General features: G+C 71.7%; 19 protein-coding genes and 1 pseudogene. 17 read left to right on the top strand and 3 right to left on the bottom strand.

What is annotated here, in order from left to right:
• Positions 1 to 186: 186 nt before the first annotated feature.
• The 5 genes from DA075_RS11365 (at position 187) to DA075_RS11345 (ending at position 7,824) form a co-directional block, all read left to right on the top strand.
• Complete coding sequence (locus DA075_RS11365; protein WP_099953315.1) at positions 187 to 1,560, top strand: SWIM zinc finger family protein; 1,374 nt, start codon at positions 187 to 189, stop codon at positions 1,558 to 1,560.
• 61 nt (positions 1,561 to 1,621) lie between these two features.
• Positions 1,622 to 3,172 (top strand): DUF5691 domain-containing protein, encoded by a 1,551-nt coding sequence (locus DA075_RS11360; protein WP_244936565.1) that lies wholly within the window; start codon positions 1,622 to 1,624, stop codon positions 3,170 to 3,172.
• Between the two features lie 60 nt (positions 3,173 to 3,232).
• Positions 3,233 to 4,324 (top strand): ATP-binding protein, encoded by a 1,092-nt coding sequence (locus tag DA075_RS11355; protein WP_099953314.1) that lies wholly within the window; start codon positions 3,233 to 3,235, stop codon positions 4,322 to 4,324.
• A gap of 9 nt (positions 4,325 to 4,333) precedes the next feature.
• Positions 4,334 to 6,673 carry a DUF5682 family protein gene (locus tag DA075_RS11350; RefSeq protein WP_099953313.1) on the top strand — a complete coding sequence of 780 codons (2,340 nt, stop codon included), beginning with the start codon at positions 4,334 to 4,336 and terminating at the stop codon, positions 6,671 to 6,673.
• Complete coding sequence (locus DA075_RS11345; protein ID WP_099953312.1) at positions 6,670 to 7,824, top strand: VWA domain-containing protein; 1,155 nt, start codon at positions 6,670 to 6,672, stop codon at positions 7,822 to 7,824. The genes DA075_RS11350 and DA075_RS11345 overlap by 4 nt, the downstream gene beginning before the upstream one ends.
• A 138-nt stretch (positions 7,825 to 7,962) precedes the next feature.
• Here the strand turns inward: DA075_RS11345 and DA075_RS11340 are convergent, their stop codons facing one another.
• The gene (locus tag DA075_RS11340; RefSeq protein WP_099953311.1) at positions 7,963 to 8,256 is read right to left on the bottom strand and encodes a hypothetical protein; all 294 of its coding nucleotides are present in this window, start codon (positions 8,254 to 8,256) and stop codon (positions 7,963 to 7,965) included.
• Positions 8,257 to 9,003: 747 nt separating this feature from the next.
• Between DA075_RS11340 and DA075_RS11335 the strand changes: the two genes are divergently transcribed.
• The 3 genes from DA075_RS11335 to DA075_RS11325 all read left to right on the top strand — a co-directional run bounded on the left by DA075_RS11335 (position 9,004) and on the right by DA075_RS11325 (position 12,337).
• On the top strand, positions 9,004 to 10,167 hold the full coding sequence (locus DA075_RS11335; RefSeq protein ID WP_099953310.1) for an acyl-CoA dehydrogenase family protein: 1,164 nt from the start codon (positions 9,004 to 9,006) through the stop codon (positions 10,165 to 10,167).
• A 14-nt stretch (positions 10,168 to 10,181) separates the two neighbouring features.
• Positions 10,182 to 11,276: an LLM class flavin-dependent oxidoreductase gene (locus DA075_RS11330; protein WP_099953309.1), complete on the top strand. Its 1,095-nt coding sequence runs from the start codon at positions 10,182 to 10,184 to the stop codon at positions 11,274 to 11,276.
• 113 nt (positions 11,277 to 11,389) lie between these two features.
• Complete coding sequence (locus DA075_RS11325; RefSeq protein ID WP_099953308.1) at positions 11,390 to 12,337, top strand: ABC transporter substrate-binding protein; 948 nt, start codon at positions 11,390 to 11,392, stop codon at positions 12,335 to 12,337.
• Positions 12,338 to 12,355: 18 nt separating this feature from the next.
• Here the strand turns inward: DA075_RS11325 and DA075_RS11320 are convergent, their stop codons facing one another.
• On the bottom strand, positions 12,356 to 13,603 hold the full coding sequence (locus DA075_RS11320) for an Hsp70 family protein (RefSeq protein ID WP_099953307.1): 1,248 nt from the start codon (positions 13,601 to 13,603) through the stop codon (positions 12,356 to 12,358).
• Positions 13,604 to 13,771: 168 nt separating this feature from the next.
• On the opposite strand from DA075_RS11320, the gene DA075_RS11315 reads away from it, so the two are divergent.
• The 4 genes from DA075_RS11315 (at position 13,772) to DA075_RS11300 (ending at position 17,344) form a co-directional block, all read left to right on the top strand.
• On the top strand, positions 13,772 to 13,975 hold the full coding sequence (locus DA075_RS11315; protein WP_099953306.1) for a CsbD family protein: 204 nt from the start codon (positions 13,772 to 13,774) through the stop codon (positions 13,973 to 13,975).
• Between the two features lie 129 nt (positions 13,976 to 14,104).
• Positions 14,105 to 14,476, top strand: a complete 372-nt coding sequence (locus tag DA075_RS11310; RefSeq protein WP_099953305.1) for a CsbD family protein — start codon at positions 14,105 to 14,107, stop codon at positions 14,474 to 14,476.
• A 135-nt stretch (positions 14,477 to 14,611) separates the two neighbouring features.
• Positions 14,612 to 15,349, top strand: a complete 738-nt coding sequence (locus DA075_RS11305) for a NepR family anti-sigma factor (RefSeq protein ID WP_099953304.1) — start codon at positions 14,612 to 14,614, stop codon at positions 15,347 to 15,349.
• A 1,374-nt stretch (positions 15,350 to 16,723) separates the two neighbouring features.
• Positions 16,724 to 17,344, top strand: a complete 621-nt coding sequence (locus tag DA075_RS11300; RefSeq protein ID WP_331254738.1) for a Crp/Fnr family transcriptional regulator — start codon at positions 16,724 to 16,726, stop codon at positions 17,342 to 17,344.
• Between the two features lie 31 nt (positions 17,345 to 17,375).
• Here the strand turns inward: DA075_RS11300 and DA075_RS11295 are convergent.
• Positions 17,376 to 17,681 (bottom strand): annotated as a pseudogene (locus DA075_RS11295) (DMT family transporter).
• A gap of 256 nt (positions 17,682 to 17,937) precedes the next feature.
• Here DA075_RS11295 and DA075_RS11290 point away from each other — a divergent pair.
• The 5 genes from DA075_RS11290 (at position 17,938) to DA075_RS11270 (ending at position 23,979) form a co-directional block, all read left to right on the top strand.
• Entirely contained in the window at positions 17,938 to 18,495 is a 558-nt protein-coding gene (locus tag DA075_RS11290) for a 2,4'-dihydroxyacetophenone dioxygenase family protein (protein WP_099953303.1), read from the top strand.
• Between the two features lie 50 nt (positions 18,496 to 18,545).
• Complete coding sequence (locus tag DA075_RS11285) at positions 18,546 to 19,865, top strand: MFS transporter (RefSeq protein ID WP_099953302.1); 1,320 nt, start codon at positions 18,546 to 18,548, stop codon at positions 19,863 to 19,865.
• A complete protein-coding gene (locus DA075_RS11280; RefSeq protein WP_099953301.1) occupies positions 19,862 to 20,602 on the top strand; it encodes an SDR family NAD(P)-dependent oxidoreductase in 741 nt (246 codons plus the stop codon). The genes DA075_RS11285 and DA075_RS11280 overlap by 4 nt, the downstream gene beginning before the upstream one ends.
• Before the next feature lie 27 nt (positions 20,603 to 20,629).
• On the top strand, positions 20,630 to 21,418 hold the full coding sequence (locus tag DA075_RS11275) for an IclR family transcriptional regulator (RefSeq protein WP_099953300.1): 789 nt from the start codon (positions 20,630 to 20,632) through the stop codon (positions 21,416 to 21,418).
• A gap of 128 nt (positions 21,419 to 21,546) precedes the next feature.
• Positions 21,547 to 23,979, top strand: coding sequence for a PAS domain S-box protein (locus tag DA075_RS11270; protein WP_232385700.1), 2,433 nt, complete (start codon positions 21,547 to 21,549; stop codon positions 23,977 to 23,979).

Raw genomic sequence — 23,979 nt, 5'->3', positions numbered from 1 at the left:
GCGTCGGATCCATGCGCCTGAGCTGGCAATCCGCGTACTGGTCGGCCGTCAAGATCATTCTTGGAATTAATGTAAAGTGTAGCGGCATCTGATCTTGTGTTTATGGCCAAGCTTGCCTGCGACATCGTTTCGTGCAGACTGGCCCCCACGCCAGACACGTTGCACGGACAGACAGCCGGCCGCCGCATGAGCCTGACGACTGCACAGATCCTCGACCTCGCCCCCGATGCCGCGAGCCGCAAGGCCGGGCAGGACCAGGCCAAGCCCCAGAAATGGAGCGGACTCGGCCGGGCCGGAACGGTGATCTGGGGCGAGATCAAGGGCAGCGGTGCCAGCCCCTACCGCACCGTCGCCGACCTCGCCGGTCCGGCCTCGAAATGCACCTGCCCGAGCCGGAAATTCCCGTGCAAGCACGGCCTCGGTCTGATGCTGGTCGATGCCGCCGCAAGCCTGCCCGAGGCGGAGCCGCCGGACTGGGTCGCGGCCTGGTCCAAGGGCCGCGAGAGCCGCGCCGCCGCGGCCGAGACGAAGGCCGCCGCACCGGCCAAGCCCGTCGACGAGAAGGCGCAGGCCAAGCGCCGGCAGGCCCGCGAGGAGAAGGTCGCGGCCGCCCTCGACGAGCTGGATCTCTGGCTGCGGGACCTGATGCGCCGCGGCCTCGCCGCTGCCCGCGCCGAGCCTTACGCCTTCTGGGACCGCATGGCGGGGCGCCTCGTCGACGGCCAGGCCCCGGGCCTCGCCCGCCGGGTGCGCGCCCTGCCGGGGCTGATCGCGGCGGCGCCGCAAGCAGGCAGCGCCCGGCCGGAGGCGGCTTTGGGCCTCGCCCTCGGGCGCATCGCCCTGCTGGCGCGTGCCGCGCGCCGTCTCGACGCCCTGGCGCCCGGGCAGGCGGCGGGCGCGCGCGCGGCGCTGGGCTATCCGGTGACCGCCGAGGAAATGGCGGCGCGGCCGGACCACGCCGACGACTGGGCGGTGCTGGCCCACGCGATCGAGGAGGAGGACAGGCTGACCGCCCGCTCGGTCTGGCTCGTCGGCCGCCGCACCGGTGCCCTGGCGCAGGTGCTCGATTACGGCACCGCCGGCTCGCCCCTGCCGCCGGCTCCCGCCGCCGGCCAGGATTTTTGCGGGGCGCTCGCCTTCCAGCCCGGCGACCCGCCCCTGCGGGCGGTCTTTCGTGACGGGCGCGCCGGCCCGGCGGCGGAGCCCGGCCTGCCCGGCGGCGGCAGCGTCGCGGCGGCGCGGGACGCCTTCGCGGCGGCGCTCGCCCGCTCGCCCTGGACGGAGCGCTGGCCGGTCTGCCTCGCCGGCGTGCGGCTCGGCCGGCTGCCTCCTGTGGGCGCCGGCGCGGTCGCCTTCGCGGCCGGCGACGCGACCGGCTGCCTGCCGCTGCGGAGCGATCCGCGCCTGCCGAGCCTGCTCGCGGTCGCGGGCGGGCGCCCGGTCGGCCTGTTCGGCCTGCATGACGGCCACGGCCTCAGCCCCCTGGCCCTCGCGATCGGGGGCCGCCTCTACGCGATGCCCGCCGAGGCCTCGCAAGCCGTCCTGCTGCAAGTGGCCTGACGGGACATGGCGTGACGGGACATGACGTGACGAGACAAGGCGCGAGGCGGGTGATCTCAACATGATGGACTCGACCGACCTCGCCGCGGATGGCTGGGAGCCGATCCTGGCCGCCGCGCTCCTCGGCGCCGAGCGCGCGCCGCCTGGGGGCCCCGGGCCCCTCGGGGATCTCGTGACGGAGGCCGATCCCGGCAGCGCCCTGCTGGCGCGCCTCGCCCTGCACGGCATCCACCACCTCGCCGGGCTCGATCTCGCGGCCGACGCCATGGAGCCGGTGGCCGTCCGGGAGCCGGCCGGGCCCGAATGCCCGCCCGCCGCCGCCAACCGGCTCTACGCCCTCCTCACCGGCGGCTACGCGACGCGCGAGCGCCTGCGCGAGTGGTTCGACCTCGCGGCCGCCGCGGGGATGCGCCCGCCGGCCTGGCTGCACCAGGCCCTGTTGCGCCACACGCAACACCTGCCGGAGACGGTCGGCGCCGTCGCCGGCGCCGAACTCGACTGGCTGGCGCGCGCCTGCGGCGAGGACCCGGCCGCGGCGCCGGCCGCTTCCGACTGGACCGAGGGCACCCTGGCCGGGCGCCGCGCCGCCTTCGCGGATCTTCGGGCCCGCGACCCGGAGGGCGCGCGGATGGCGCTGGAGGCGGTCTTCCGCAAGGAGAAGGCCGATATCCGTGAGGCCCTGGTCGGCACCCTGTGGACCGGGCTGTCCGAGGCCGACGCGCCCTTCCTCGAAGCCTGCCTCGACGACCGGGCCGGGGGCGTGCGCGAGGCCGCCCAACGCCTGCTGCCGCGCCTCCCCCGCTCGCTCTACGCCTCGCGCATGGCGGTGCGGGCGACCACCGCGCTCGTCATCGAGAGCAAGAGCCGCCTCTTGCGGAGCGCGACGCACGAGCTGGTCGTGACCCTGCCGGAGGAATCCCCCGCGCTCGCCCGCGACGGCGTCGAGCCCCATGCCTGGGAGCAGCGCGGCGGCGGCGTCCGGGCCGGGCTGTTGCGGGACATCCTGGCGCGCGCGCCGCTCCACGCCTTCGCGGGGCATCCGCCGCGGCTCTGGATCGAGCTGGCCTTGCGCAGCGAATGGGCGGAGCCGATCGTCCAGGGCCTGTTCTCGGCCGTCGCGCGCGAGGGCGATCCGGCCTGGGCGAGGGACATCGCCGATCTTCTGGCCGAGGCCTACGAGGGCAAGGTGTCGGGTCTCCGGCGCACCAACGAGCTGCTCGGTCGGTGGGTGCAGGCCCTCGACCTCCTGCCCGAGCCCGAGTGGGAGGCGCGGGTGACGGAGCTGATCCGCGCCCGCAAGATCGAGGCGGTCCTGGCCATACTGGCGAAGGGGCCGGACTCGTTCTCCGAGCGGTTCAGCGCCGCGCTGATCGACTGGCTCGCCTTCGTCATCCGCGGCTCCGACGACCTGCGGCGCGACCTCGCCAAACCGTACGTGATCGGCCGCCTCGGCGAGCGGCTGTGGCCGGGCGAGGACATCGCCGCGACCGCGGCGGCGCTCGCCGCGCGGCTGCCGGAGGAGGAGGGGGGCGACCGCCTGCGCCAGCAGGTCATGAGCCTCGCCGAGACGCTGGAGCTGCGCGTCGCGATCCGGCGCGAGTTCCAACCCTGATCTCGACGGCCTGACGCATCAGCCCGTCGGCCCGACACGCACCGAGGAGACAGCCCGAGGATGACGTCGACCAAAGCCGCACAACTCCGCCAGTCCGCCGAGGACGCCTTCGCCGAGGAGATCGCCGCCCTGCGCCAAGCCGACGACCGGCCGCGCCCGCCGAACTGGCAGATGTCGCCGCAAGCGGTCGTCACCTACCTGATGGGCGGCACGCTGGCCTCGGGCCAGACGATCACCCCGAAATACATCGGCGACCGGCGCCTGATGGAGGTCGCGGTGGCGACGCTCGCCACCGACCGGGCGCTCCTGCTGCTCGGCGTGCCCGGCACCGCCAAGAGCTGGGTCAGCGAGCATCTGGCGGCGGCGATCTGCGGCACGTCGCGGCTGATCGTCCAGGGCACCGCCGGCACCAGCGAGGAGGCGATCCGCTACGGCTGGAACTACGCGCTGCTGCTCGCCAAGGGGCCGAGCCGCGAGGCGGTGGTCGCCTCGCCGGTGATGCGGGCAATGTCGGAAGGCCGCATCGCCCGGGTCGAGGAGCTGACCCGCATCCCGTCCGAGACGCAGGACAGCTTCATCACCGTCCTGTCGGAAAAAACCCTGCCGATCCCCGAGCTGAACGAGGAGGTGCCCGCGCAGAAGGGCTTCAACCTCATCGCGACGGCCAACAACCGGGATCGGGGCGTCAACGAGCTGTCGAGCGCCCTCAAGCGCCGCTTCAACACCGTGGTGCTGCCCCCTCCCGCGACGATCGAGGCGGAGATCGCCATCGTCGAGACCCGGGTCGCGTCGCTCGGCCGCGCCTTCGAGATCCCGGCCGAGCCGCCGGGCGCCGACCAGATCCGCCGCGTCGTCACGATCTTCCGCGAGTTGCGCGAGGGCGTGACGGTGGACGGCAAGAGCAAGGTCAAGCAGCCCTCGGGCACGCTCTCGACCGCCGAGGCCATCAGCGTCGTCGGCAGCGGGCTCGCCCTCGCCGCGCATTTCGGCGACGGCCGCCTCTCGGCCGGCGACCTCGTCTCGGGCATCTCCGGCGCTGTGGTGAAGGACCCGGTGCAGGACGCGATCGTCTGGCGCGAATATCTCGAGACCGTGGTCAAGGAGCGCGACGGCTGGAAGGACTTCTACAAGGCCGCCCGCGCGAGCGCGTGACCTCAAGCGATGCCCACTATCCGCCTCTTCGGCATCCGCCATCACGGCCCCGGCTCGGCCCGCTCGCTCCGTGCGGCGCTCGCCGAGTTCGCGCCCGATTGCCTCCTGATCGAGGGACCGCCGGATGCCGACGCGCTGATCCCCCTCGTCGCCCACGAGGCGATGGCGCCGCCCGTGGCGCTCCTCGTCTACCGGCCCGACCGGCCGCGCGACTGCGCGTTCTTCCCCTTCGCGGCCTTCTCGCCCGAATGGGTGGCGATGCGCCATGGCCTCTCGGCGGGAGCGGCGATCCGCTTCATCGACCTGCCGCATGCCCACCAGCTCGCCGACGGCTTCGGCGCGCGACCTGAGCCGCCGGAGGGCGCACCGGTCGACGGGGAGCCGGTCGCCGAAGCCGCGGCGGAGCCGGGCGACCCATCGACGGTTCCGGCCCCGGCCGCGATCCGCCGCGATCCCCTCGGCGAGCTGGCCGCCGCCGCCGGCTATCCGGACGGCGAGCGCTGGTGGGACGCCCTGGTGGAAAGCCGGGCCGGCGCCGACGGTGACGTGTTCGCGGCGATCGCCGAGGCGATGGGCGCCCTGCGCGACGGCGCCGAGCCCGACCCGGAGGACGGGATCCGCGAGGAGGCCCGCGAGGCCCATATGCGGGCGGCGATCCGCAAGGCCGCCAAGGAGGAGTTTTCGCGGATCGCCGTGATCTGCGGCGCCTGGCACGTGCCGGCGCTGGCGCGCCACGACGCCAAGGGCCAGGCCTCTGCCGACGCTGCGACGCTCAAGGGTCTGCCCAAGACCAAGGTGGCGGCCGCCTGGGCGCCCTGGTCCTACGAGCGGCTGGCTACCGCCTCCGGCTACCGCGCCGGGGTACTGTCGCCGGAATGGTACGACACGCTGTGGCACCACGAGGGGCGCGTCGCCGCCCGCTGGCTCGCCCGGGCCGCCGCGCTCCTGCGGGAGGAAGACCTCGACGCCTCGCCCGCTTCGGTGATCGAGGCGGCGCGCCTCGCCGAGGCCCTGGCGGCGTTCCGCGGCCGGTCGCGCCCCTCCCTCGACGACCTCGACGAGGCGACGCAGGCGACGCTCTGCTTCGCCGACCCGGCGCCGATGGGGCTGATCCGGCGCAAGCTCGTCATCGGCGAGCGCCTCGGCGCCACCCCGCCCGACAGCCCCGGCACGCCGGTCGAGGCCGATTTCGAGGCGCAAGCCAAGCGCCTGCGCCTGAAGCCCGGCGCGGCGGCGGGCGACCTCGTCCTCGACCTGCGCAAGGAGACGGACCTTGCCCGCAGCCACTTCCTCAACCGGCTGGCGCTGATCGGCGTGCCCTGGGGCACGCGGCGCGAGGCGCGCGGGCGCGGCACCTTCAAGGAGGCGTGGTTCCTCGCCTGGCAGCCGGACTGGGTGGTGGAGCTGGTGGCGGCCTCGGCCGAGGGCGGCACGGTGGCGGAGGCCGCCGCCGCGCGGGTGAAGTCCCGTGCCCGGGGCGCGCAGCGCGTCGCCGAATTGTCGGGCCTGATCGGCACCCTGCTCGACGCCGACCTGCCCGAGGCGACCGCCCAGGTGGTCCGGGCCCTCGACGACCGCGCCGCGGTCTCGGCCGACGTGTTCGACCTGATGGACGCCCTGCCGGCGCTGGCGGAGCTTGCCCGCTACGGCTCGGTGCGCTCCTCCGACACCGAACCGGTGCTGGCCCTGGTGCGCGGCCTGGTGCCCCGGGCCGCTGCCGGCCTCGTCGCCGCCTGCCAGAGCCTCGACGACGAGGCCGCCAGGGCGGCGAAGGCCCGCATCGTCGCCGTCTCGGGCGCGGTCGCGCTCCTGGAGGATCCGGCGCTGAAGGCGGCCTGGCAGGAGGCGTTGCGGGCGCTCGCCGACCAGGACCATGTCCATGGCCGCGTCGTCGGTCGCGCCGTGCGCCTGCTGTTCGACGAGCGCGCCATCGACGCCGGGGAGGCCGGCACCCGCTTGCGCCTCGCCCTGTCGCGCGCGGCGGGCGCGGTGCCGGCCGCCGCCTGGATCGAGGGTTTCCTGGAGGAGAGCGGCACCGTCCTGATCCACGGCCAGGGCCTGCTCGGCGTCGTCGACGAGTGGCTGTCCGGCCTCGACGACGCCCTGTTCACCGAATTGCTGCCGCTGGTCCGCCGCACCTTCGCGACCCTCGCCCCGGCCGAGCGCCGGGCGATCGGCGAGGCGCTGGCCCGCCCGGGCGGGCCAGCGCCGGGGGAGGAGGGGCCGGAGGGCTTCGATTCCCGCCGCGCCGCTTGCGTGCTGCCGATCCTGCGCCTGCTGCTCGGCCCTGAGCCCGCCAAGAACGAGCCTGCGAAGAACGAGCCCGCCGAGACCGGAGACGCCGCATGAGCGAGACGGACCGCCTGCGCCGCTGGCGCCTCGTCCTCGGCGGAGGGGCCGCGGAGGGCACCGGCTGTTCTTTAGGCGAACGCGACCAGCGCCTCGACCGGGCGCTCGGCGCCCTCTACGATTCCGACCGCAAGGGGGGCCTGGGCGCCTCTGCCCCCTCCGTGCCGCGCTGGCTCGGCGACATCCGCGACTACTTCCCGGCCTCGGTCGTGCAGGTGATGCAGCGCGACGCCTTCGAGCGGCTCGACCTCAAGCGGATGCTGACCGAGCCGGAGATGCTGGAAGCGCTCCAGCCCGACGTGAACCTCGTCTCGACCCTGATCTCGATGCGCGGCCTGCTGGGCGGGCGCACCAGGGAGACCGCGCGCCTCGTGGTGCGCAAGGTCGTGGACGAGCTGATGAAGCGGCTGGAGGAGCCCCTGCGCCAGGCGGTCAACGGGGCGATCGACCGCGCCAGCCTCAACCGCCGGCCGCGCCACGCCGAGATCGACTGGCACCGCACCATCCGGGCGAACCTGCGCCACTACCAGGCCGAGTACCGCACCATCATCCCGGAGACCCGCCTCGGCCACGGTCGCAAGAGCCGCGGCTCGCTGAAGGACGTGATCCTGTGCATCGACCAGTCCGGCTCGATGGCGAATTCCGTGGTCTATTCGAGCATCTTCGGAGCGGTGATGGCCTCTCTGCCCGCAATTTCGACGCGGCTCGTGGTGTTCGACACCGAGATCGTCGACCTTACCGACGAGATGGACGATCCGGTCGAGGTGCTGTTCTCGGTCCAGCTCGGCGGCGGCACCGACATCAACCGGGCGATTGGCTATTGCGCCTCCCGCATCACGCGGCCCGAGGACACGGTGCTGGTGCTGATCTCCGACCTCTACGAGGGCGGGGTCGAGGCGGGGCTGCTCGCCCAGGCCCAGCGCCTGGTCACGGCTGGGGTGCAGGTGGTGGCCTTGCTGGCCCTCTCCGACGAGGGCGCGCCCTCCTACGACCGGGCGCTCGCCGCCCGCCTCGCCGGCCTCGGCGTCCCCGCCTTCGCCTGCACGCCCGATCTCTTCCCCGACATGATGGCGGCGGCGATCCGCAAGCAGGATCTCGGGGCCTGGGCCGCGGGGGCCGGCATCGCGGCGGTGCCGGCGGCGGGGGGGTAGGCCCGTTCTTCTCGGTTGTCGCAGCGCGCGATCTCGGGTCGGACTTCCACCAGCTTGCGATCGCGCAACGCTGCCGGAGCCATGCGCGACCACGCTGCAATACGGCACACGACAGAGCAGTTTGGTCGCGCTGGTGGCTCAGATGCCGGCCATGACCTCTCGGAAATCCCAGCCGTTGCCGATCGGCTTGGCCTGGATCGGCCAGTTCGCGGACCCGTCACTTGTGCCCGCATGCGTGTAGAACAGCATGTCGCCATTCTGACGGATCACGTAGATCGGTGTTGCAGAGGTCGCGGCCATGGCAGGATTGACCCGGTCTATGAGAGCCGCGGCGCCAGCCGCCGACATCGCCGTCAAAAGGACCTTGCGCCGGCTGAGGCCGGTCGAAGCTTGTCCGGTCTCGCTCTGTCCGAAAGGCGGTTCCGTCCTCATGGCGCTCTTCCTCCACTCCGTGACGGACTGGCGCAGTTTTTCTGCATTCTAACCAGGCATTGGAAGAATTGAACGCCGGCATGATGAGGGCTTCATCAATTCGAAAATTCTGAATAGAGACCCGACGATCGAACAAAATGACATATTTGTCGTGGGTTTTGCATCCTCCAAACGGAGGATTCTGGGCTATCTGTTGGCGTAACCGGCACCCGTTGCGCTGTCGGTCTCGGCATCCCGTCCCCCGTGCAGCGGACGCCCGGCCACGTTTGGGTGACGGCCGCTCCCTGCGCGTCCGCCCGGCCGACCGCCCGGCTCCCAATCGGCAGGCCTGCGACGGCGGAGCTTCGCTCCGCACGCCTGAGAGGGGCGCCGTACGGACTCGTTCGGCGTGGCCGGTTGGATGGCTGCTTCCCACTCTCAGCCGTCCTCCGCACCCTCCGTCGATCTGCTGAGAATCGTGCCCGTGCTCGCGGCCTGGCGAGAACAGACATGCTGGACGACGACGGCAGACAAAAATCGTATCGCGCTCCCGCCCTCGAGGGAAAAACACTCTCAATTGTCGCGGGAATACAAGAATATTAATCTCGTTGACGCTTGCGATATCCAAGATAAGGTTTCAGGCGGCGACGAAATTACTGCAACTTCAAGCCAAAATTTCGGAGCCGCACGCGTGGCCCGCTCAGGAAGGTTCGCGACCATGATCCCATGCCGCTCGCTCCGGCGGAGTCGTTCCCGGGCTCCCCAAGCATGACGGCTCCGTCGCGCCGGCTCAGCCCCGCGAACCGGGATCCGGTCGCGGTCGCGCGGGCGCTCGCCCCCATCCTCGCCCCGCTCGCCGCCGCCGACGACCGCGAGGGGCGCTTCGCGGGCCAGAGCCTCGCGGCGATCCGAGAGGCGGGGCTTGCCGCCCTGACGGTGCCGGAGGCCCGGGGCGGCCTCGGCGCCGGGCTCGCGGTCGCCAGCGCCGTCATCGGGACGCTGGCCGAGGCCGACCCGGCGGCGAGCCTCGTCCTGGCGATGCAGGCCGTCCACCATGCGAGCCTAGCCCGGGCGACCTGGCCGGAGGGCGTCGCGGCACGGTTGCAGCAGTCGGCCGTCCGCGAGGGCGCCTTCGTCAACGCGCTGCGGGTCGAGCCCGCCCTCGGCTCGCCGGCCCGCGGCGGCCTGCCGGAGACCGTGGCGCGGCGGGTGCCGGAGGGCTGGCGGATCACGGGCCGCAAGATCTACTCGACGGGAGCGCCGATCCTCGCCTCCGGGCTGGTCTGGGCCCGCACCGACGAGGCCGAGCCCCGGGTCGGGCTCGTGGTCGTGCCCATGGCGGCGCCGGGGGTGCGGATCGAGGAGACCTGGGATCATCTCGGCCTGCGGGCGAGCGGCAGCCACGACGTCGTGCTCGATCGCGTGCTGGTGCCGGAGGACCACGCCGTCGATTGGCGCCCGCCCGCCGCCTGGGCCACGCCCGACCCGGTCACGCTCGCCTGGAACACCACGCTGCTGGCCAGCCTCTACGACGGCGTCGCCCGGGCGGCGCAGGGCTGGCTCCGCGCCCACCTGACCGAGCGCGCGCCCGCCAATCTCGGCGCGCCGCTGGCGAGCCTGCCAAGGGTCCAGGAGGCCGTCGGCGAGAGCGAGCGCCTGCTCGCGGTCAACCGGCGGCTCCTGCGCGGCGCCGCCGCCGAGACCGATGCGGGCTCGCCGCCGCCGGTCGCGGAGAGCGGGCTCATCAAGCTCACCGTCACCGAGAACGCGATCCAGGTCGTGCAGGGCGCGGTCGCGCTCGTGGGCAATCCCGGCCTGTCGCGAAACAACCCGCTCGAACGCCACCTGCGCGACGTGCTCTGCGCGCGCATCCACACGCCCCAGGGCGACGCGGTCCGGCTGGCGGCCGGGCGCGCGGCGCTCGGCGCCTGACAGGAGGATTTTCCATGCAGGACGTGCACTTCATCGGCTTCGTCGCGGCCCAGTACGGGTCGGAGATCCACGCCCCCGCCGGGCCCGTCGTCGACCGGGCCTATCTCCGGGCCGCGGCGCAGGCGCACGAATACGGCGGGTTCGACCGGGTGCTGATCGCCTTCCACTCGACCGCGCCCGACAGTTTCGCGCTGGCGCAGTACGTCGCCTCGGTGACCGAGCGGATCGGCCTGATGATCGCCCACCGACCGGGCTTCCAGGCGCCGACCGTCGCGGCGCGCCAGCTCGCCACCCTCGACCAGCTCACCGACGGGCGGGCCGGCGTCCACATCATCACCGGCGGCAACGACGCCGAGCTGGCGCAGGACGGCGACGCCCTGACCAAGGACGAGCGCTACGCCCGCACCAGCGAATACCTCGACATCGTCAAGGCGTCCTGGACCAGCGCGGGCCCGTTCGACTACGACGGGCGCTACTACCGCGTCGCCAAGGGGTTCTCGGCGGTCAAGCCGGTGCAGCAGCCGCACCTGCCGGTCTATTTCGGCGGCTCCTCGGACGCCGCGATCGCGGTGGCGGGCCGGCACGCCGATGTCTACGCGCTCTGGGGCGAGACCCAGGCGCAGGTGCGCGAGACGATCGCCCGGGTGCGCGCCGCCGCCCACGCCCACGGGCGTGAGGAGACAATCCGCTTCAGCCTGTCGGTCCGGCCGATCCTGGCCGCGACCGAGGACGACGCCTGGGCCCGGGCGGAGGAGATCCTGCGGCGAACGAAAGCCTTGCGCGCCGCCCGCGGCCTCGGCCCCGCGGCGGTGCCGCCGAACGAGGGCTCGCGCCGCCTGCTCGCGGCGGCCGCGAAAGGAGACCGGCTCGATCGGCGGCTCTACACTGCCATCGCCGCCGAGACCGGGGCGCAGGGCAATTCCACGGCCCTCGTCGGCACGCCCGAGCAGGTCGCCGAGGCGCTGCACGAATACCACGCCCTCGGGGTGACGACCTTCCTGATCCGCGGCTTCGATCCGCTGGAGGACGCGGTGCAGTACGGGCGCGAGCTGATCCCGGCCTTCCGGCACCTCGCCGCCGCGTCGGCCCGCCGCCCGGCCGCCGCGTGAGGGCGAAGCAGACGACGCGCTGCCAGCCTAACGCTTCGTCTGCTTGGATTTATTGTCTTGTCGCGGACTTTTTGCCGCAAAACCGGCTCCCACCTTTGCGAAATCTGCTCAGCATGCGCCCGATCCTCGCTCTCCTCGCCCTCCTCTTCGCCGCCCTGCCGCTCCACGCCGAGACGATCCTGCGGGTCGGCGACCAGAAGGGCGGCTCGCGCGCCCTGATGGAGGCGGCGGGCGTCCTCGACGGCCTGCCCTACCGGCTCGAATGGCGCGAGTTCCCGGCCGCCGCGCCGCTCCTCGAAGCGCTCAATGCCGGGGCGATCGATACCGGCATCGCCGGCGACGCGCCGTTCACCTTCGCGGCCGCCGCCGGTGCGCCGATCAAGGCGATCTTCGCCATCCGCCAGAACCAGGCCGGCCTCGCCGTGCTGGTGCCGCCGGATTCGCCGGTGAGGACCTTCGCCGATCTCAAGGGCAAGCGCGTCGCCACCGGGCGCGGCTCGATCGGCCACCAGCTCGTCCTCGCCCAAGCCGAGGCCGCCGGCTGGAACGCCGGCGACGTCGCGCCGACGTTCCTCCTGCCCGCCGACGCCCAGATGGCGCTGACCTCCGGCTCCGTCGACGCCTGGTCGACCTGGGAGCCCTACACCTCGCAGCTCGAGATCTCGGGCCGGGCCCGCATCGTCGCCGACGGGCGCGGGCTGACCCCGGGCCTGAGCTTCCAGGTCGCCCGCGACGACGCCATCGCGGAGAAGCGCGCGGCCCTGGAGGATTTCGTGCGGCGGCTCGCCCGGGCGCGGGTCTGGGGCACGGCGAAGCCCGAGGCCTTCGCCAAGCGCTGGTCGGCCCTGATCGGCCTGCCCGAGGCGGTGCCGCTGGCCTGGTTCCGCCGGGCCGACATCCGCCCGGTGCCGATCGACGACGCGGTGGTCGCCGACGAGCAGCGCGTCGCCGACCTCTATCACCGGGCCGGGCTGATCCCGCGGCGGCTCGCGGCGGAGAGCGTGTTCGACGCCTCGTTCAACGACGCCGCCCGGGCCGGAGCCGCGGCGGCGACGCAATAGGCCAGGCGACGTAGGCCGTCAGCCGTAGCGCCGCGCCGCCTCCACCGTCAGGCCGAGGCCGACCGAGCCGAAGGTGTCGCCCTCGACCACCCGGGCCTCCGGCGCCGCCGCCAGGATGGCGGCGCGCACCGGCGCGAGGCGGGTCGAGCCGCCGGTGAGGAACAGGGCGTCGATGGCGGACGGCGCCACCGCGGCGTCGCGCAGGCAGCGACCGATGCAGGCGCCGATGCGCCGGGCGAGATCGGCCGAGTGCCGGGCGAGGTCCGGGCGGTCGATCTCGGCCGTCAGGCCGGGCTCGACCCAGCCGAGGGGCAGGGCGATCCGCTCCACCTCCGACAGGGCGATCTTGGCGTCCTCGACCTCCATCGCCAGGGTGTGGCCGCGCTCGGCCTCGATCACCGCGGCGAGGCGGTCGATCAACTCGGGACGGGCCACCTCGCGGCGGAGCGAGCGCAGCTCGCGCAGGGTCTTGCCGTCGTAGAGCCGGTTGATCTGCGACCAGGTGGCGAGGTCGTGGTAATAGGCCGAGGGCACGTCGAGGCCGGGACGGCGCATCGGGCTGCCGAGGCCGAGGAGCGGCATCACCTCGCCGACGCTGAGCGTCCGGTCGAAATCGGTGCCGCCGATCCGCACGCCGTCATTGGCCAGGATGTCGCCGGCGCGCTCCACCGCCCGGTGACGCTCCGGGCTCAGGCGCACCACCGAGAAGTCCGAGGTGCCGCCGCCGATATCGGCGATGAGCGCCACCTCCTCGCGGGCAAGGCCGCGCTCGTAGTCGAGCGCCGCGGCGATCGGCTCGTACTGGAACGACACCTCGGAGAAGCCGATCTCCCGGGCGATGCCGGCGAGCGCGTCCTCGGCCCGGCGGTCGCCCTCGGGGTCGCCGTCGACGAAGTGGACCGGGCGGCCATGCACCACCTGGCTCAGGGACTCGCCGGCCTGGTCCTCCGCCCGCGCCTTCACGGCCGCGAGGTAGCGGGCGATCACCGCCCGGAACGACAGCCGCCGGCGCCCGACCGGGGTGGTCTCGTCGAGGAGCGAGGAGCCGAGCACCGATTTCAGGCTGCGCATCAGCCGTCCGGGCTGGCCCTCGACGTAGGCGTTCATGGCAGCCCGGCCGATCGCCTCGTCGCCGACCGGCGGGAAGAAGATCGCGCTCGGGATCGTGACCGCCTCGCCCTCCAGCCGTGCCAGCGCGAGCCCGCCGGCCCCGATCAGGCCGAGGGTGGTGTTCGAGGTGCCGAAATCGAGGCCGCAGGCCGCCATGCCGAATCTCTGCCGGTGCCGAAGGGGAGGGCGCGCGACCTAGCGGGTTCCTCCGCTGCGGTCCAGCCCGGAACCGGATTCGGCCTCTGTCGCAGCGGAACAATGCGCCGTTTCGGCGGTTCGTCAGACCTGAGCAGTCGCTGAACTGCAGGAGACGAGGAGCTTCCCATGAGCAGCACCACCGACAAGATCAAGGGCCTCGCCAACGAGGCGGTCGGCAACATCAAGCAGGGCGTCGGCAGCGCGACCGGCAACGAGAAGCTGCAGGCCGAGGGCAAGGCCCAGGAGCTGAAGGGCGAGGCCCAGAAGACCGCCGGCGACGTCAAGGACGGCATCAAGAACGCCGCCGACACGGTGAAGAGCAAGATCTGATCGCGACGCGGGCCGGCCTGCGCCGGCCCGGCACCGCAGACGCTCGGGCCGGTTTCTCGCAGGATGTGCGGGAAATCGGCCTTTTGTTTGCGTGGATGCTTGTTGTGTGACTCGAATCAGGAGATCGCGATGAACAGGGACCAGTTCGAGGGCGGGCTGCGCCACCTCAAGGGCCGCGGCCAGACCGCGCTCGGCGCCGTCGCCGGCCGGGCCCGGCCGCAGGCGGAGGGCGCGCTGAACCAGGTCATCGGCGGCGCCCAATACGCCTATGGCCGCGGCCGGCAGGTCGCCGAGACCCTGTCGCATGACGGTGCGGCCCTCGCCGGCGAGATCGAGACCCGGGGCCGCCACGCCTATGCGCGCGGCCGCGAGGTCTACGGCGAGGCGCGCCATCGCGGCCGCAAGGCCCTGCGCCGCGCCGAAACCCACCCGACCGAGACGCTGCTGGCCGTCGCCGGCCTCGCCTTCGTGGCCGGCTGGCTGCTGAAGGGCCGCCGCTGAGACGCGGATCCGGAGCGCCGCGGCCAAGCCGCGGCCGCTTCGTTGCACCGCATCGAAGGAAGGCCGGCTTCGGTCTCGCCTCCGGGTTGCTTATGGTCTAGCTTGGCCCTAACCCCGCGCCAGCCGAACGACCTGATGACCCAGAGCCAGCCCCCCGGCCTTCCGAAGACCGCCCCGGCCCTGCCCCCATCGGTGCAGGAGCACCTGGGAGAGCGGCTTCGCGCCCATTACGCAGCGGTCGCTGACGAGGCGGCGCCCTCCGCCTTCGCGGATCTGCTCGGCCGGCTGGAACTGGCCCTCGCCGCCCTCGGCGCCCCCAAGGCGGACCGGTTCCGGGAGGATCTGCTTGCGGCAGCACCCGCTTTGCGCCGCTTCGCCCTGACCCTGACCGCCAATCCGGCCCGGGCCGACGACCTGGTCCAGGACACGATGCTGAAGGCCTGGCAGAACCGCGACCGGTTCGAGGCCGGCACCAATCTCAGCGCTTGGCTGTTCACGATCATGCGCAACGCCTTCTACTCGGAGCATCGCAAGCGCTCCCGCGAGGTCGAGGATGGCGAGGGCGTGTATTCGGCCCGCCTGACCTCCGCCCCCAACCAGGGCGACCGGCTCGACGTGCAGGATCTCCAGGCGGCGCTCAACAAGCTGGTGGCCGAGCAGCGCGAGGCCCTGATGCTGGTCGCGGTCGGCGACCTGTCCTACGAGGACGCCGCCGCGCTGATGCAGTGCAAGGTCGGCACGGTGAAGAGCCGGGTCTGCCGCGCCCGCGACAAGCTGGCGGAGCTCCTCGGCTATTCCGGCGGCGAGCTGGGGGCCGACCGGCTCACCCGCTCGGTGATGGGGCATGCCGGTGCCGTGGCGCTCGACGGCTGACGCGTCCTTTTCGGACGACGAGGGCCGCAGCGACCATCACGCACGCATGTCGACCGGTTCCAGGGACGCGTCCGGACGAGCAACGCATCGCGCCGTGCTCGCTCGAAGCGCCGGCCGGGCACCCGTTTGATACCATCGCGCTTTCGCATCGACGTGTCGATGCGAAAGCGTCCGGCGCATCAGCGCCGGCGCCCATTCGGGCTTAGCCAGCGCCTTCGAACGGACTCGTTCGAAGGCGCTGCGGTATAAGCGCCCCTGTCCGTGACGTGCGAGGCGCCACATGCCTGAGCGCATCCGGTTGCCGCATCGCGCCATGATCGCCTGACGCGATCGATCGGGCGTCCTATGACGGGCCGGTCATCCGGCGGAACTGCCGCCGCGCGACCAGCCCTGCCAAGACGGGTTTCCGTGCCGACCGGCGTTCCGGATCGGAAATGTCGGATCATGCCGGCTGTCCGTAGAAAAATACCTTGCGTGCCGGCCGTGCCGAGGGCGTGTGGGAAAAAATCCGACCTTTCGCCCTCGATCTCGGAACAACATGCCGGGGCACTTGGTTCGACTCCATTATGGTTCGGCGAACATATCGTATCGACGTTGTCCTGTGCCGTCTGTTTATGTCACCTAAGGTAATATAGGAATAATTTCCTGTATGACGCAAGGATTCCTCCATGAAGACGTTTGCGGAGTTCCGCCAATGACGAATCCATGATCTTGGGGAGCGGCTAACATTGGAGAAGACCAATGCTGAAGAGCGTTTCCTGCGTGTAAATCGCGGCGTCAGGGCAGTTGACCCTGGTGCTGCAGTTTAAACCTCAAGTTGCATAAATATTGTCGAAGACGCATTCTCGGTTGGGGATGAACAGAGTTTAATTGACGGAATGAAGTTGATGAAATATCCTGGCGTTAGACCAAATTTTGGACCATGGCGACATCGTCGAGTCTCGCCAGCTCGACCTCGAATATAGTATGGCACAGTATGTTTCGTGGTGCGAAATCGCGCACTCGGCTGACCGGAATAGGCCGAAATCATTACCGTTATGTCCGAAATAGGACAGACGCGTATCCTGCGCGCCGTTAGACTCAAGGCGGGCCGCTCCGGTAGCAGGGGCGCGCGTCGCGCGGCCACCCGCAGCTTCCCCCATTCGGGCTTCACCGCCCTCGGCCCGGATTGCAAGGCGGGCCCCTGATTTTCCGGAGACGACGACATTGAATGCGCCGGACGAGTCGCGGTATTCCGAAATCGGCCTTTTCGAAGGCAACCTCCTGCTCGAGGCCCTCGATACGGGTGATCGCGCTCTGCTGGCACCGTATCTTGAGCGTGGGCAGCGGACCCGCGGCACGGTGCTGTTTCGCGCCGGCGAGGACGTGTCGCACGTGACCTTTCCGCTGAACCAGACGACCGTGACCCTGGTCTCGCGCATGCGCGACGGGCGGATGGTCGAGACCGCGACGGTGGGGCACGAGGGCGCGGTCGGCGGCATCGTCAGCCACGGCTACCTGCCGGCCTTCAGCGAGGCGGTGGTGCAGGTCACGGGCGACGTGCTGCGCCTCGACGCGGAGCGGCTGACCCGGGCCAGGGCGGCCTCCCCGTCCTTGCGTGACCTGTTCGTGCGCTACGCCGATTGCCTGCTCGCCCAGGTGCTGCAATCCGTGGCCTGCAACGCCGTGCACCCGATCGAGGAGCGCTGCCTGCGCTGGCTCCTGACCTTCCAGGACAGGCTCGGCACGCCGGTCCTGCCGGTGACCCAGGAGATGCTGGCCGAGATGCTCGGCGTGCGCCGCACCTATCTCACCGGCGTGCTCGGGGCGCTGCAGCGCCGCGGCCTGATCGCGGTGCGCCGCGGCCAGATCACCATCCTGGACCGGGACAGGGCCGAGCAGACGGCCTGCGAGTGCTACGGCAAGGTCCGAGGCCATTTCCGCACCGTGCTCGGGGCGGTCTATGCCGAGAGCGGCGCCATCGTGGCGGTCGACCCGACGCAGCGGCACGAGTGACGCGGCTTCAGGCCACGCGTCGGGACACGGGTCAGGCCACGAGCTTGAGCCCCAGCATCCCGGGCACGATCAGGCCGATGCAGGCGAGCCGCGCCGCCGTGGCGGGCTCGCCGAACACCGTGACACCGAGGAGCGCCGTGCCGACGGTGCCGATGCCGGTCCAGACCGCATAGGCGGTGCCGACCGGCGGCGTGCGCAGGGCCGGTCCCAGGAGGCCGACGCTCGCCACCATGCTCAGCCCGGTGAGGCGCGAGGGCAGCGGGCGGGTGAAGCCGTTGGTCTATTTGAGGCCGATCGCCCAGCCGATCTCGAACAGGCCGTCGACCACGAGAAGAATCCAGGCCGAGGAGAGCCCCGATCACGGGCAGGGCCGTCCCTGCGGGTGGTCGTCCTCCCATCGGTGGAGAATCGCTCGGGTCGTCCCGGCCGCCGGGAGATGGGGCTCGCCTGGAAACGGCCACCGGCGCGGCAGGACGGGCCGCTGGCGGCTGCAAGGCTGCCATGCAACGCCCGAGGTTTGACAGACCGCCGCACCTCCTCGACCATCCACATCACGGACAGAACGTCCACCATATGGACATCAGGAGGATGCCATGAATGCTGCCCCTTCGGCGGGCGATCCCGCCGCCGGGCTCGACGCCGACACCCTGCGGCGCATGCCTTACCAGAAGCCGCAGCCTGCCGAGATCCGCCCGGACCTCGTGGTGGCTCCGGCGATCCCCGAGGACGACCGGATCTGGGTGCCCCAGGCCGACAGCGTGTGGTTCCGGCCGCTCTGCCTGAACGTCTCGGCCGGCTACTGGATGAACCTGCTCAAGGTCCGCAAGGCCGGCATCCTCAGCCGCCACCGCCATCCCGGCCCGGTCCACGCCTTCGTGCTCAAGGGCAGCTGGCGCTACCTCGAGCACGACTGGGTCGCGAGCGAGGGCGCCTACGCCTTCGAGCCGCCCGGCGAGACCCACACCCTCGTGGTCGACGAGGGCGTCGAGGAGATGATCACCTACTTCCAGGTCAACGGCTGCATGTACTACGTCGACCCCTGGGGCCGGCATACCGGCTACGAGGACGTGTTCACCAAGATCGACATGTGCCGGGCGCATTACGAGGCGGTGGGACTGGGGGCGGATTACGTCGATCAATTCATCCGCTGACCAGATCGATCAAATTGACGCCAAGCAACAATCGGGAGGACCGGAACGCGATGTCGTCCGGCACAGTATCGCTTGCGAAATCACCGCGCCTGCGCCGCATCCAGTGGGTCGCTGTCGCCTTCCTGACCGCGGCGGGAATCATCAACTACGTCGACCGCTCGGCGCTCTCGATCGCCAACACGGCGATCCGCGACGAGATGGTCCTCACTCCCGCCCAGATGGGCTGGCTGCTCTCGGCCTTCTCCCTCGCCTATGCGTTCTCGCAATTGCCGGTCGGCGCGCTGCTCGACCGGCTCGGCTCGCGGATCATGCTCGGCGCGGGTATGTTCTTCTGGTCGCTCGCCCAGCTCGTCTCGGGCTTCGTCGCCAATTTCCAGCAATTCGTGCTCGCCCGCGCCGTGCTGGGCTTGGGCGAGGCGCCGCAATTTCCCGCCGGCGCCAAGACGGTGAGCGAGTGGTTCTCGTTGCGCGAGCGCGGCACGCCGACCGGGATCTTCGTCGCCTCGTCCTGCATCGGGCCCTGCATCGCCCCGCCGCTCCTGACCGCGATGATGCTGGGGCTCGGCTGGCGCTGGATGTTCGTCGTCACCGGCCTCGTCGGCATCGTGGTCGCGGTCGGCTGGTACCTCGTCTACCGCAACCGCGCCGAGGTGACGCTGACGACGGATGAGGTCGCCCATCTGGACGAGGGCGCGAACCCTGAGCCGCCAGCCCGGCGGATGACCTTTTCGGAATGGCGCGGGCTGTTCGCCCACGCCACGACCTGGGGCATGATCCTCGGCTTCATGGGCGTCATCTACATGGTCTGGCTCTACCTGACCTGGCTCCCCTCCTACCTCGAGCACGAGCGGGGCCTGAGCGTCGCCCGCACCGGCTGGGTGGTGGCGATTCCCTACGTGTTCGGCACGATCGGCATGCTCTGCGCCGGCCAGGCCGCCGACCGGCTGCTCGCCCGGGGCGCCGGCATCGTCGCCAGCCGCAAATGGCCGGTCTGCATCGGGCTTCTCGGCGGCGGCGCCTTCACGGTGCCGGCGGCCTATACGCCGAGCGTGACGCTGGCGGTGGTCTATATCTGCCTGGCGATGTTCTTCATCAACATGGCGAGCGCCGCCGCCTGGATGATGGTGAGCGTCGCGGTGCCCAAGCGCCAGGTCGCCTCGCTCGGCAGCATCCAGAACTTCGGCGGCTACTTCGCCGGGTCCTTCGCGCCGGTGATCACCGGCTACATCGTCCAGGGCACCGGCTCCTACGTCAACGCGCTGCTCGCCGCTGCCGCCGTCGCGGTGCTGGCGGCCATCGCCTACATCGTCCTGGTGCGCAAGCCGCTCGAAGGCAGCGAGACCCTGATCCTGACGGAGCGCACGGCATGACCCTCACCCAGACGACCTTCGCGCCCGATCTCCTCGCCGGGCGCACGGCCCTCGTGACGGGGGCCACCTCCGGCATCGGCGCGGGGATCGCGCAGGCGCTGGCCCGCCTCGGCGCCCGGGTCCACGCGGCCGGCATCGATGCCGCCGCCTGCGAGGTCCCCGCCGGCCTCGCGCTCACCGCGCACGAGCTCGACGTCACCGACGGTGACGCGGTAGCCCAGATCGTCGGCGCCTGCGACCGGCTCGACATCGTGGTCAATTGCGCCGGCATCATCCGGCGCACCGACGAGCACCGGCCGGAGGTGTTCGAGGAGGTGCTGGCGGTGAATCTCACCGGCACGATGCGGGTCTGCGCCGCGTCGCGGCCGAGGCTCGCGGAGACCGGCGGCGCGATCGTCAACACCGCCTCGATGCTGTCGTTCTTCGGCGGCGGCCTGGTGCCGGCCTACAGCGCCAGCAAGGGCGGCGTCGCGCAGCTGACGAAGTCGCTGGCCATCGCCTACGCGCCGGACGGCATCCGGGTGAACGCGGTGGCGCCGGGCTGGATCGCCACGCCGCTGACGCAGGCGCTCCAGGACGACCCCGCCCGGGCAGGGCCGATCCTGTCGCGCACGCCCCTCGGCCGCTGGGGCACGCCGTCGGACGTCGCGGCGGCGGTGACCTTCCTGGTCAGCCCGGCCGCCGCCTTCGTGACCGGGGTGGTGCTGCCGGTCGATGGCGGCTACCTCATCGCGTAAGGTCACTCGGAGAGGATCCGGCCCCGCATGGATTCCGACGACGCCCGCGCTGCCTTGCGCCCCGACGTCCCGGGCACCGCCGCCTTCGGCAAGTTCATGCGGGTGCTGCAGGCGGTGGCGGACGCGCCCGAGGCGGCGACCGTCGCCCGGCTCGCGCAAGGATTGAAGCTGCCGCGGCCGACGGTGCACCGCATCGCCGCCGCCCTGGTGGCGGAGGGCCTCGTGACCGACGAGGACGGGGTCTTGCGCCTCGGCCCGCGCCTCGTCAGCCTGGCCTTCCGGTCCTTCGACGGCTCGCTCCTGCGCCAGGCGGCGCGGGAGCCCCTCGCGCGCCTGCGCGACGACCTCGACGAGACGGTGCATCTCGCCGTCCCGGATTTCGGCGAAATGGTCTATATCGACAAGCTCGAGAGCCACCGCACCGTGCGCATGGCCTCGCGCATCGGCACCCGGGTGCCGCTGCACACCAGCGCCGTCGGCAAGGCCTGGCTCGCGACCCTGCCCGAGACCGAGCTGGCATCGCTCCTCGCGCGGCTTCCGCTGCCGGCGCGCACGCCCCACAGCCTCACCGACCCCGACGCCCTGCGCCGCGCCATCGCGGAGACGCGGGAGCGCGGCCATTCCCTCGACCTGCAGGAGAACGAGCTCGACATCTGCTGCTACGGCATGGCCCTGCGCGGCGCCGGGGGCCGGGTCCTCGGCTGCATCAGCGTCAGCCTGCCGCGCTACCGCTTCGAGGCCGTGGCGGCCGAGACGGTGCTGCGGGCGATGCGGGCCTGCACCGACGGCGTGGCGCGGGTCGCGGGTGCGGGCTGATCTCCCGCGACGGATCGCGCGCGGTTCCGTCGCAAAGAGGATTGTGCACCAGTCTGTCGCGCTGTGCTACAGCCCGGCCCCGGTGGTCGGTGACCGCCGGAGGTCGCGGAAGTGAGGGCGACGGATTAGTGACTGATCGCCGCGAGACCGACCGCATCGATGCCGAGATCGGCCGTTCGACCCCGAGCCACGATCCGTTCGCCGCCGCCGTGCGCGCGACGCGGATGCCGATGCTGATCACCGATCCCCATCGGCCCGACAACCCGATCATCTTCGCCAATGCCGCCTTCACCAAGCTGACCGGCTACACCCGCGACGAGATCCTGGGGCAGAATTGCCGCTTCCTCCAGGGGCCGGAGACCGACCGCGCCGACGTGGCGAAGATCCGCGACGCGGTCGAGCGCCGGGTGGCGATCGAGATCGACCTCCTCAACCACAAGAAGAACGGCGAGCGGTTCTGGAACCGGCTGCTGATCTCGCCGGTCTTCGGCGAGGACGGCGGGCTGACCTACTTCTTCGCTTCGCAATTCGACGTCACGCTGGAGCGCGAGCGGCTGCGCGACCTCGGCGAGGCTTTGCGCCGGCGCGAGCAGATGCTGGACGCCCTGGTGCGCTCGTCGTCGGAGGTGCGCTACCGGATCAGTGCCGACTGGAGCCGGCTGTACCAATTGTCCGGCGGCGACTTCCTGGCCGACACGACCTCGGCCAGAGCCGACTGGATCGAGAGCTACATCCCGCCGGAGGACCGCCCGGCCTTGCGGGCCGAGATCGAGCGGGCCATCCGCACCAAGACCTCCTACAGCCTCGAGCACCGGGTCTACCTCGCCGACGGCTCGGTCGGCTGGGCCTCGTCCCGGGCGGTGCCGGTGCTCGACGAGCACGGCCGGATCACCGAGTGGTACGGCGCCGCCACCGACATCAGCGAGCGCAAGGCCGCCGAGGCCGCCACGCGCGACCTCACCGTCTCGCTCGGCCGGCAGGTCGCCGACCGCACCGCGGAGTTGCGCCTCTACGGCGACATCGTCCAGTCGAGCGCTGCCCCGATCTGCGCCTTCGACACCGAGTACCGGCTGATCGCCTTCAACCAGGCCCACATCGACGCGTTCCACCGGATCTTCGGCCGCCGGGTGCAGATCGGCGAGGTGTTTCCCGACCTCTTCCCGCCGGACCAGTCCTCGGTGATGCGCGGCTTCATGGCCCGGGCGCTCACCGGCGAGTGCTACACGGTGACCGAGCCCTTCGGCGATCCCGACCTGGAAAAGCCGACTTGGGAGGTCTCCTATTCCCCCTTGCGCGACGGCGAGGGCCGGGTGATCGGCGCCTTCCACTTCGCCAAGGACATCTCCGACCGGCTGCGGGCCGAGGCCGAGCTCGCCTCGACCCAGGAGGCCCTGCGCCAGTCGCAGAAGATGGAGGCGGTGGGCCAGCTCACCGGGGGCCTGGCCCACGACTTCAACAACCTGCTCGCCGGCATCTCGGGCTCGCTGGAGCTGATGCAGACCCGCCTCGGCCAGGGCCGTTTCGCCGACGTCGAGCGCTACATGGCGGCGGCGCAAGGTGCCGCGAAGCGCGCCGCCGCGCTCACCCACCGGCTGCTCGCCTTCTCCCGCCGCCAGACGCTCGATCCGCGGCCCACCGATGTCGGCCAGCTGGCGCATGGCATGCACGAGCTGATCCAGCGCACGGTGGGGCCCGGCATCACCCTCGACGTGGTCGAATCCCCCGACGCCTGGCCGGCCCTGGTCGACCCGTCCCAGCTCGAGAACGCGCTCCTCAACCTCTGCCTCAACGCCCGCGACGCGATGCCGGAGGGCGGGCGGATCACGGTCGCGGTCGCCAACCGGACCTTGGATGCCCGGACCGCCCGCCGGCACGACATGCCCGAAGGGGAATACGTGCGCCTGCGCGTGACCGATACCGGCACCGGCATGAGCCCCGACGTGATCGCCCGGGTGTTCGAGCCGTTCTTCACCACGAAGCCGATCGGCGAGGGCACGGGCCTCGGCCTGTCGATGATCTACGGCTTCGCCCAGCAATCCGGCGGGCAGGTGCGCATCGCCTCGACGCTCGGCGAGGGCACGACCGTCAGCCTCTACCTGCCGCGCCACGTCGGCGCGGTGCCGGGCGAGGACGAGACCGGGACGACGGCGGCGCTGCCGCGCTCGGCGCAAGGCGAGACCGTGCTCGTGGTCGACGACGAGCCGACCGTGCGGATGCTCGTCACCGACATCCTGGAAGATCTCGGCTACACCGCGATCGAGGCCGGCGACAGCGCGGCGGGCCTGAAGGTGCTGCGCTCCGACGTGCGGATCGATCTCCTCGTCACCGATGTCGGCCTGCCCGGTGGCATGAACGGCCGCCAGATGGCCGAGGCGGCCCGCGAGACCCGGCCGGACCTCAAGGTGCTGCTGATCACCGGCTACGCCGAGACCACCATCCTCGGCGACGGCACGCTCGGCCCCGGCATGGCGGTGCTGACCAAGCCCTTCTCGATCGAGACGATGGCGGCGCGCATCCGGTCGATCATCGAGGCCGGGCGGGAGCGGGCGCGGCGCTCCTGA

The sequence above is a fragment of the Methylobacterium currus genome (assembly GCF_003058325.1).
GTDB classification, from domain to species: Bacteria; Pseudomonadota; Alphaproteobacteria; order Rhizobiales; family Beijerinckiaceae; genus Methylobacterium; species Methylobacterium currus.
The sequence above is the reverse complement of the archived record's forward strand: the minus strand, read 5'-3'. Positions and strand labels throughout refer to the sequence as shown.

Excerpts from the sequence above, each read along its gene's own strand:
- DA075_RS11365 (WP_099953315.1), top strand. The coding sequence starts at position 187 with ATGAGCCTGACGACTGCACAGATCCTCGACCTCGCCCCCGATGCCGCG.
- DA075_RS11360 (WP_244936565.1), top strand. The coding sequence starts at position 1,622 with ATGATGGACTCGACCGACCTCGCCGCGGATGGCTGGGAGCCGATCCTG.
- DA075_RS11355 (WP_099953314.1), top strand. The coding sequence starts at position 3,233 with ATGACGTCGACCAAAGCCGCACAACTCCGCCAGTCCGCCGAGGACGCC.
- DA075_RS11350 (WP_099953313.1), top strand. The coding sequence starts at position 4,334 with ATGCCCACTATCCGCCTCTTCGGCATCCGCCATCACGGCCCCGGCTCG.
- DA075_RS11345 (WP_099953312.1), top strand. The coding sequence starts at position 6,670 with ATGAGCGAGACGGACCGCCTGCGCCGCTGGCGCCTCGTCCTCGGCGGA.
- DA075_RS11340 (WP_099953311.1), bottom strand. The coding sequence starts at position 8,256 with ATGAGGACGGAACCGCCTTTCGGACAGAGCGAGACCGGACAAGCTTCG.
- DA075_RS11335 (WP_099953310.1), top strand. The coding sequence starts at position 9,004 with ATGACGGCTCCGTCGCGCCGGCTCAGCCCCGCGAACCGGGATCCGGTC.
- DA075_RS11330 (WP_099953309.1), top strand. The coding sequence starts at position 10,182 with ATGCAGGACGTGCACTTCATCGGCTTCGTCGCGGCCCAGTACGGGTCG.
- DA075_RS11325 (WP_099953308.1), top strand. The coding sequence starts at position 11,390 with ATGCGCCCGATCCTCGCTCTCCTCGCCCTCCTCTTCGCCGCCCTGCCG.
- DA075_RS11320 (WP_099953307.1), bottom strand. The coding sequence starts at position 13,603 with ATGGCGGCCTGCGGCCTCGATTTCGGCACCTCGAACACCACCCTCGGC.
- DA075_RS11315 (WP_099953306.1), top strand. The coding sequence starts at position 13,772 with ATGAGCAGCACCACCGACAAGATCAAGGGCCTCGCCAACGAGGCGGTC.
- DA075_RS11310 (WP_099953305.1), top strand. The coding sequence starts at position 14,105 with ATGAACAGGGACCAGTTCGAGGGCGGGCTGCGCCACCTCAAGGGCCGC.
- DA075_RS11305 (WP_099953304.1), top strand. The coding sequence starts at position 14,612 with ATGACCCAGAGCCAGCCCCCCGGCCTTCCGAAGACCGCCCCGGCCCTG.
- DA075_RS11290 (WP_099953303.1), top strand. The coding sequence starts at position 17,938 with ATGAATGCTGCCCCTTCGGCGGGCGATCCCGCCGCCGGGCTCGACGCC.
- DA075_RS11285 (WP_099953302.1), top strand. The coding sequence starts at position 18,546 with ATGTCGTCCGGCACAGTATCGCTTGCGAAATCACCGCGCCTGCGCCGC.
- DA075_RS11280 (WP_099953301.1), top strand. The coding sequence starts at position 19,862 with ATGACCCTCACCCAGACGACCTTCGCGCCCGATCTCCTCGCCGGGCGC.
- DA075_RS11275 (WP_099953300.1), top strand. The coding sequence starts at position 20,630 with ATGGATTCCGACGACGCCCGCGCTGCCTTGCGCCCCGACGTCCCGGGC.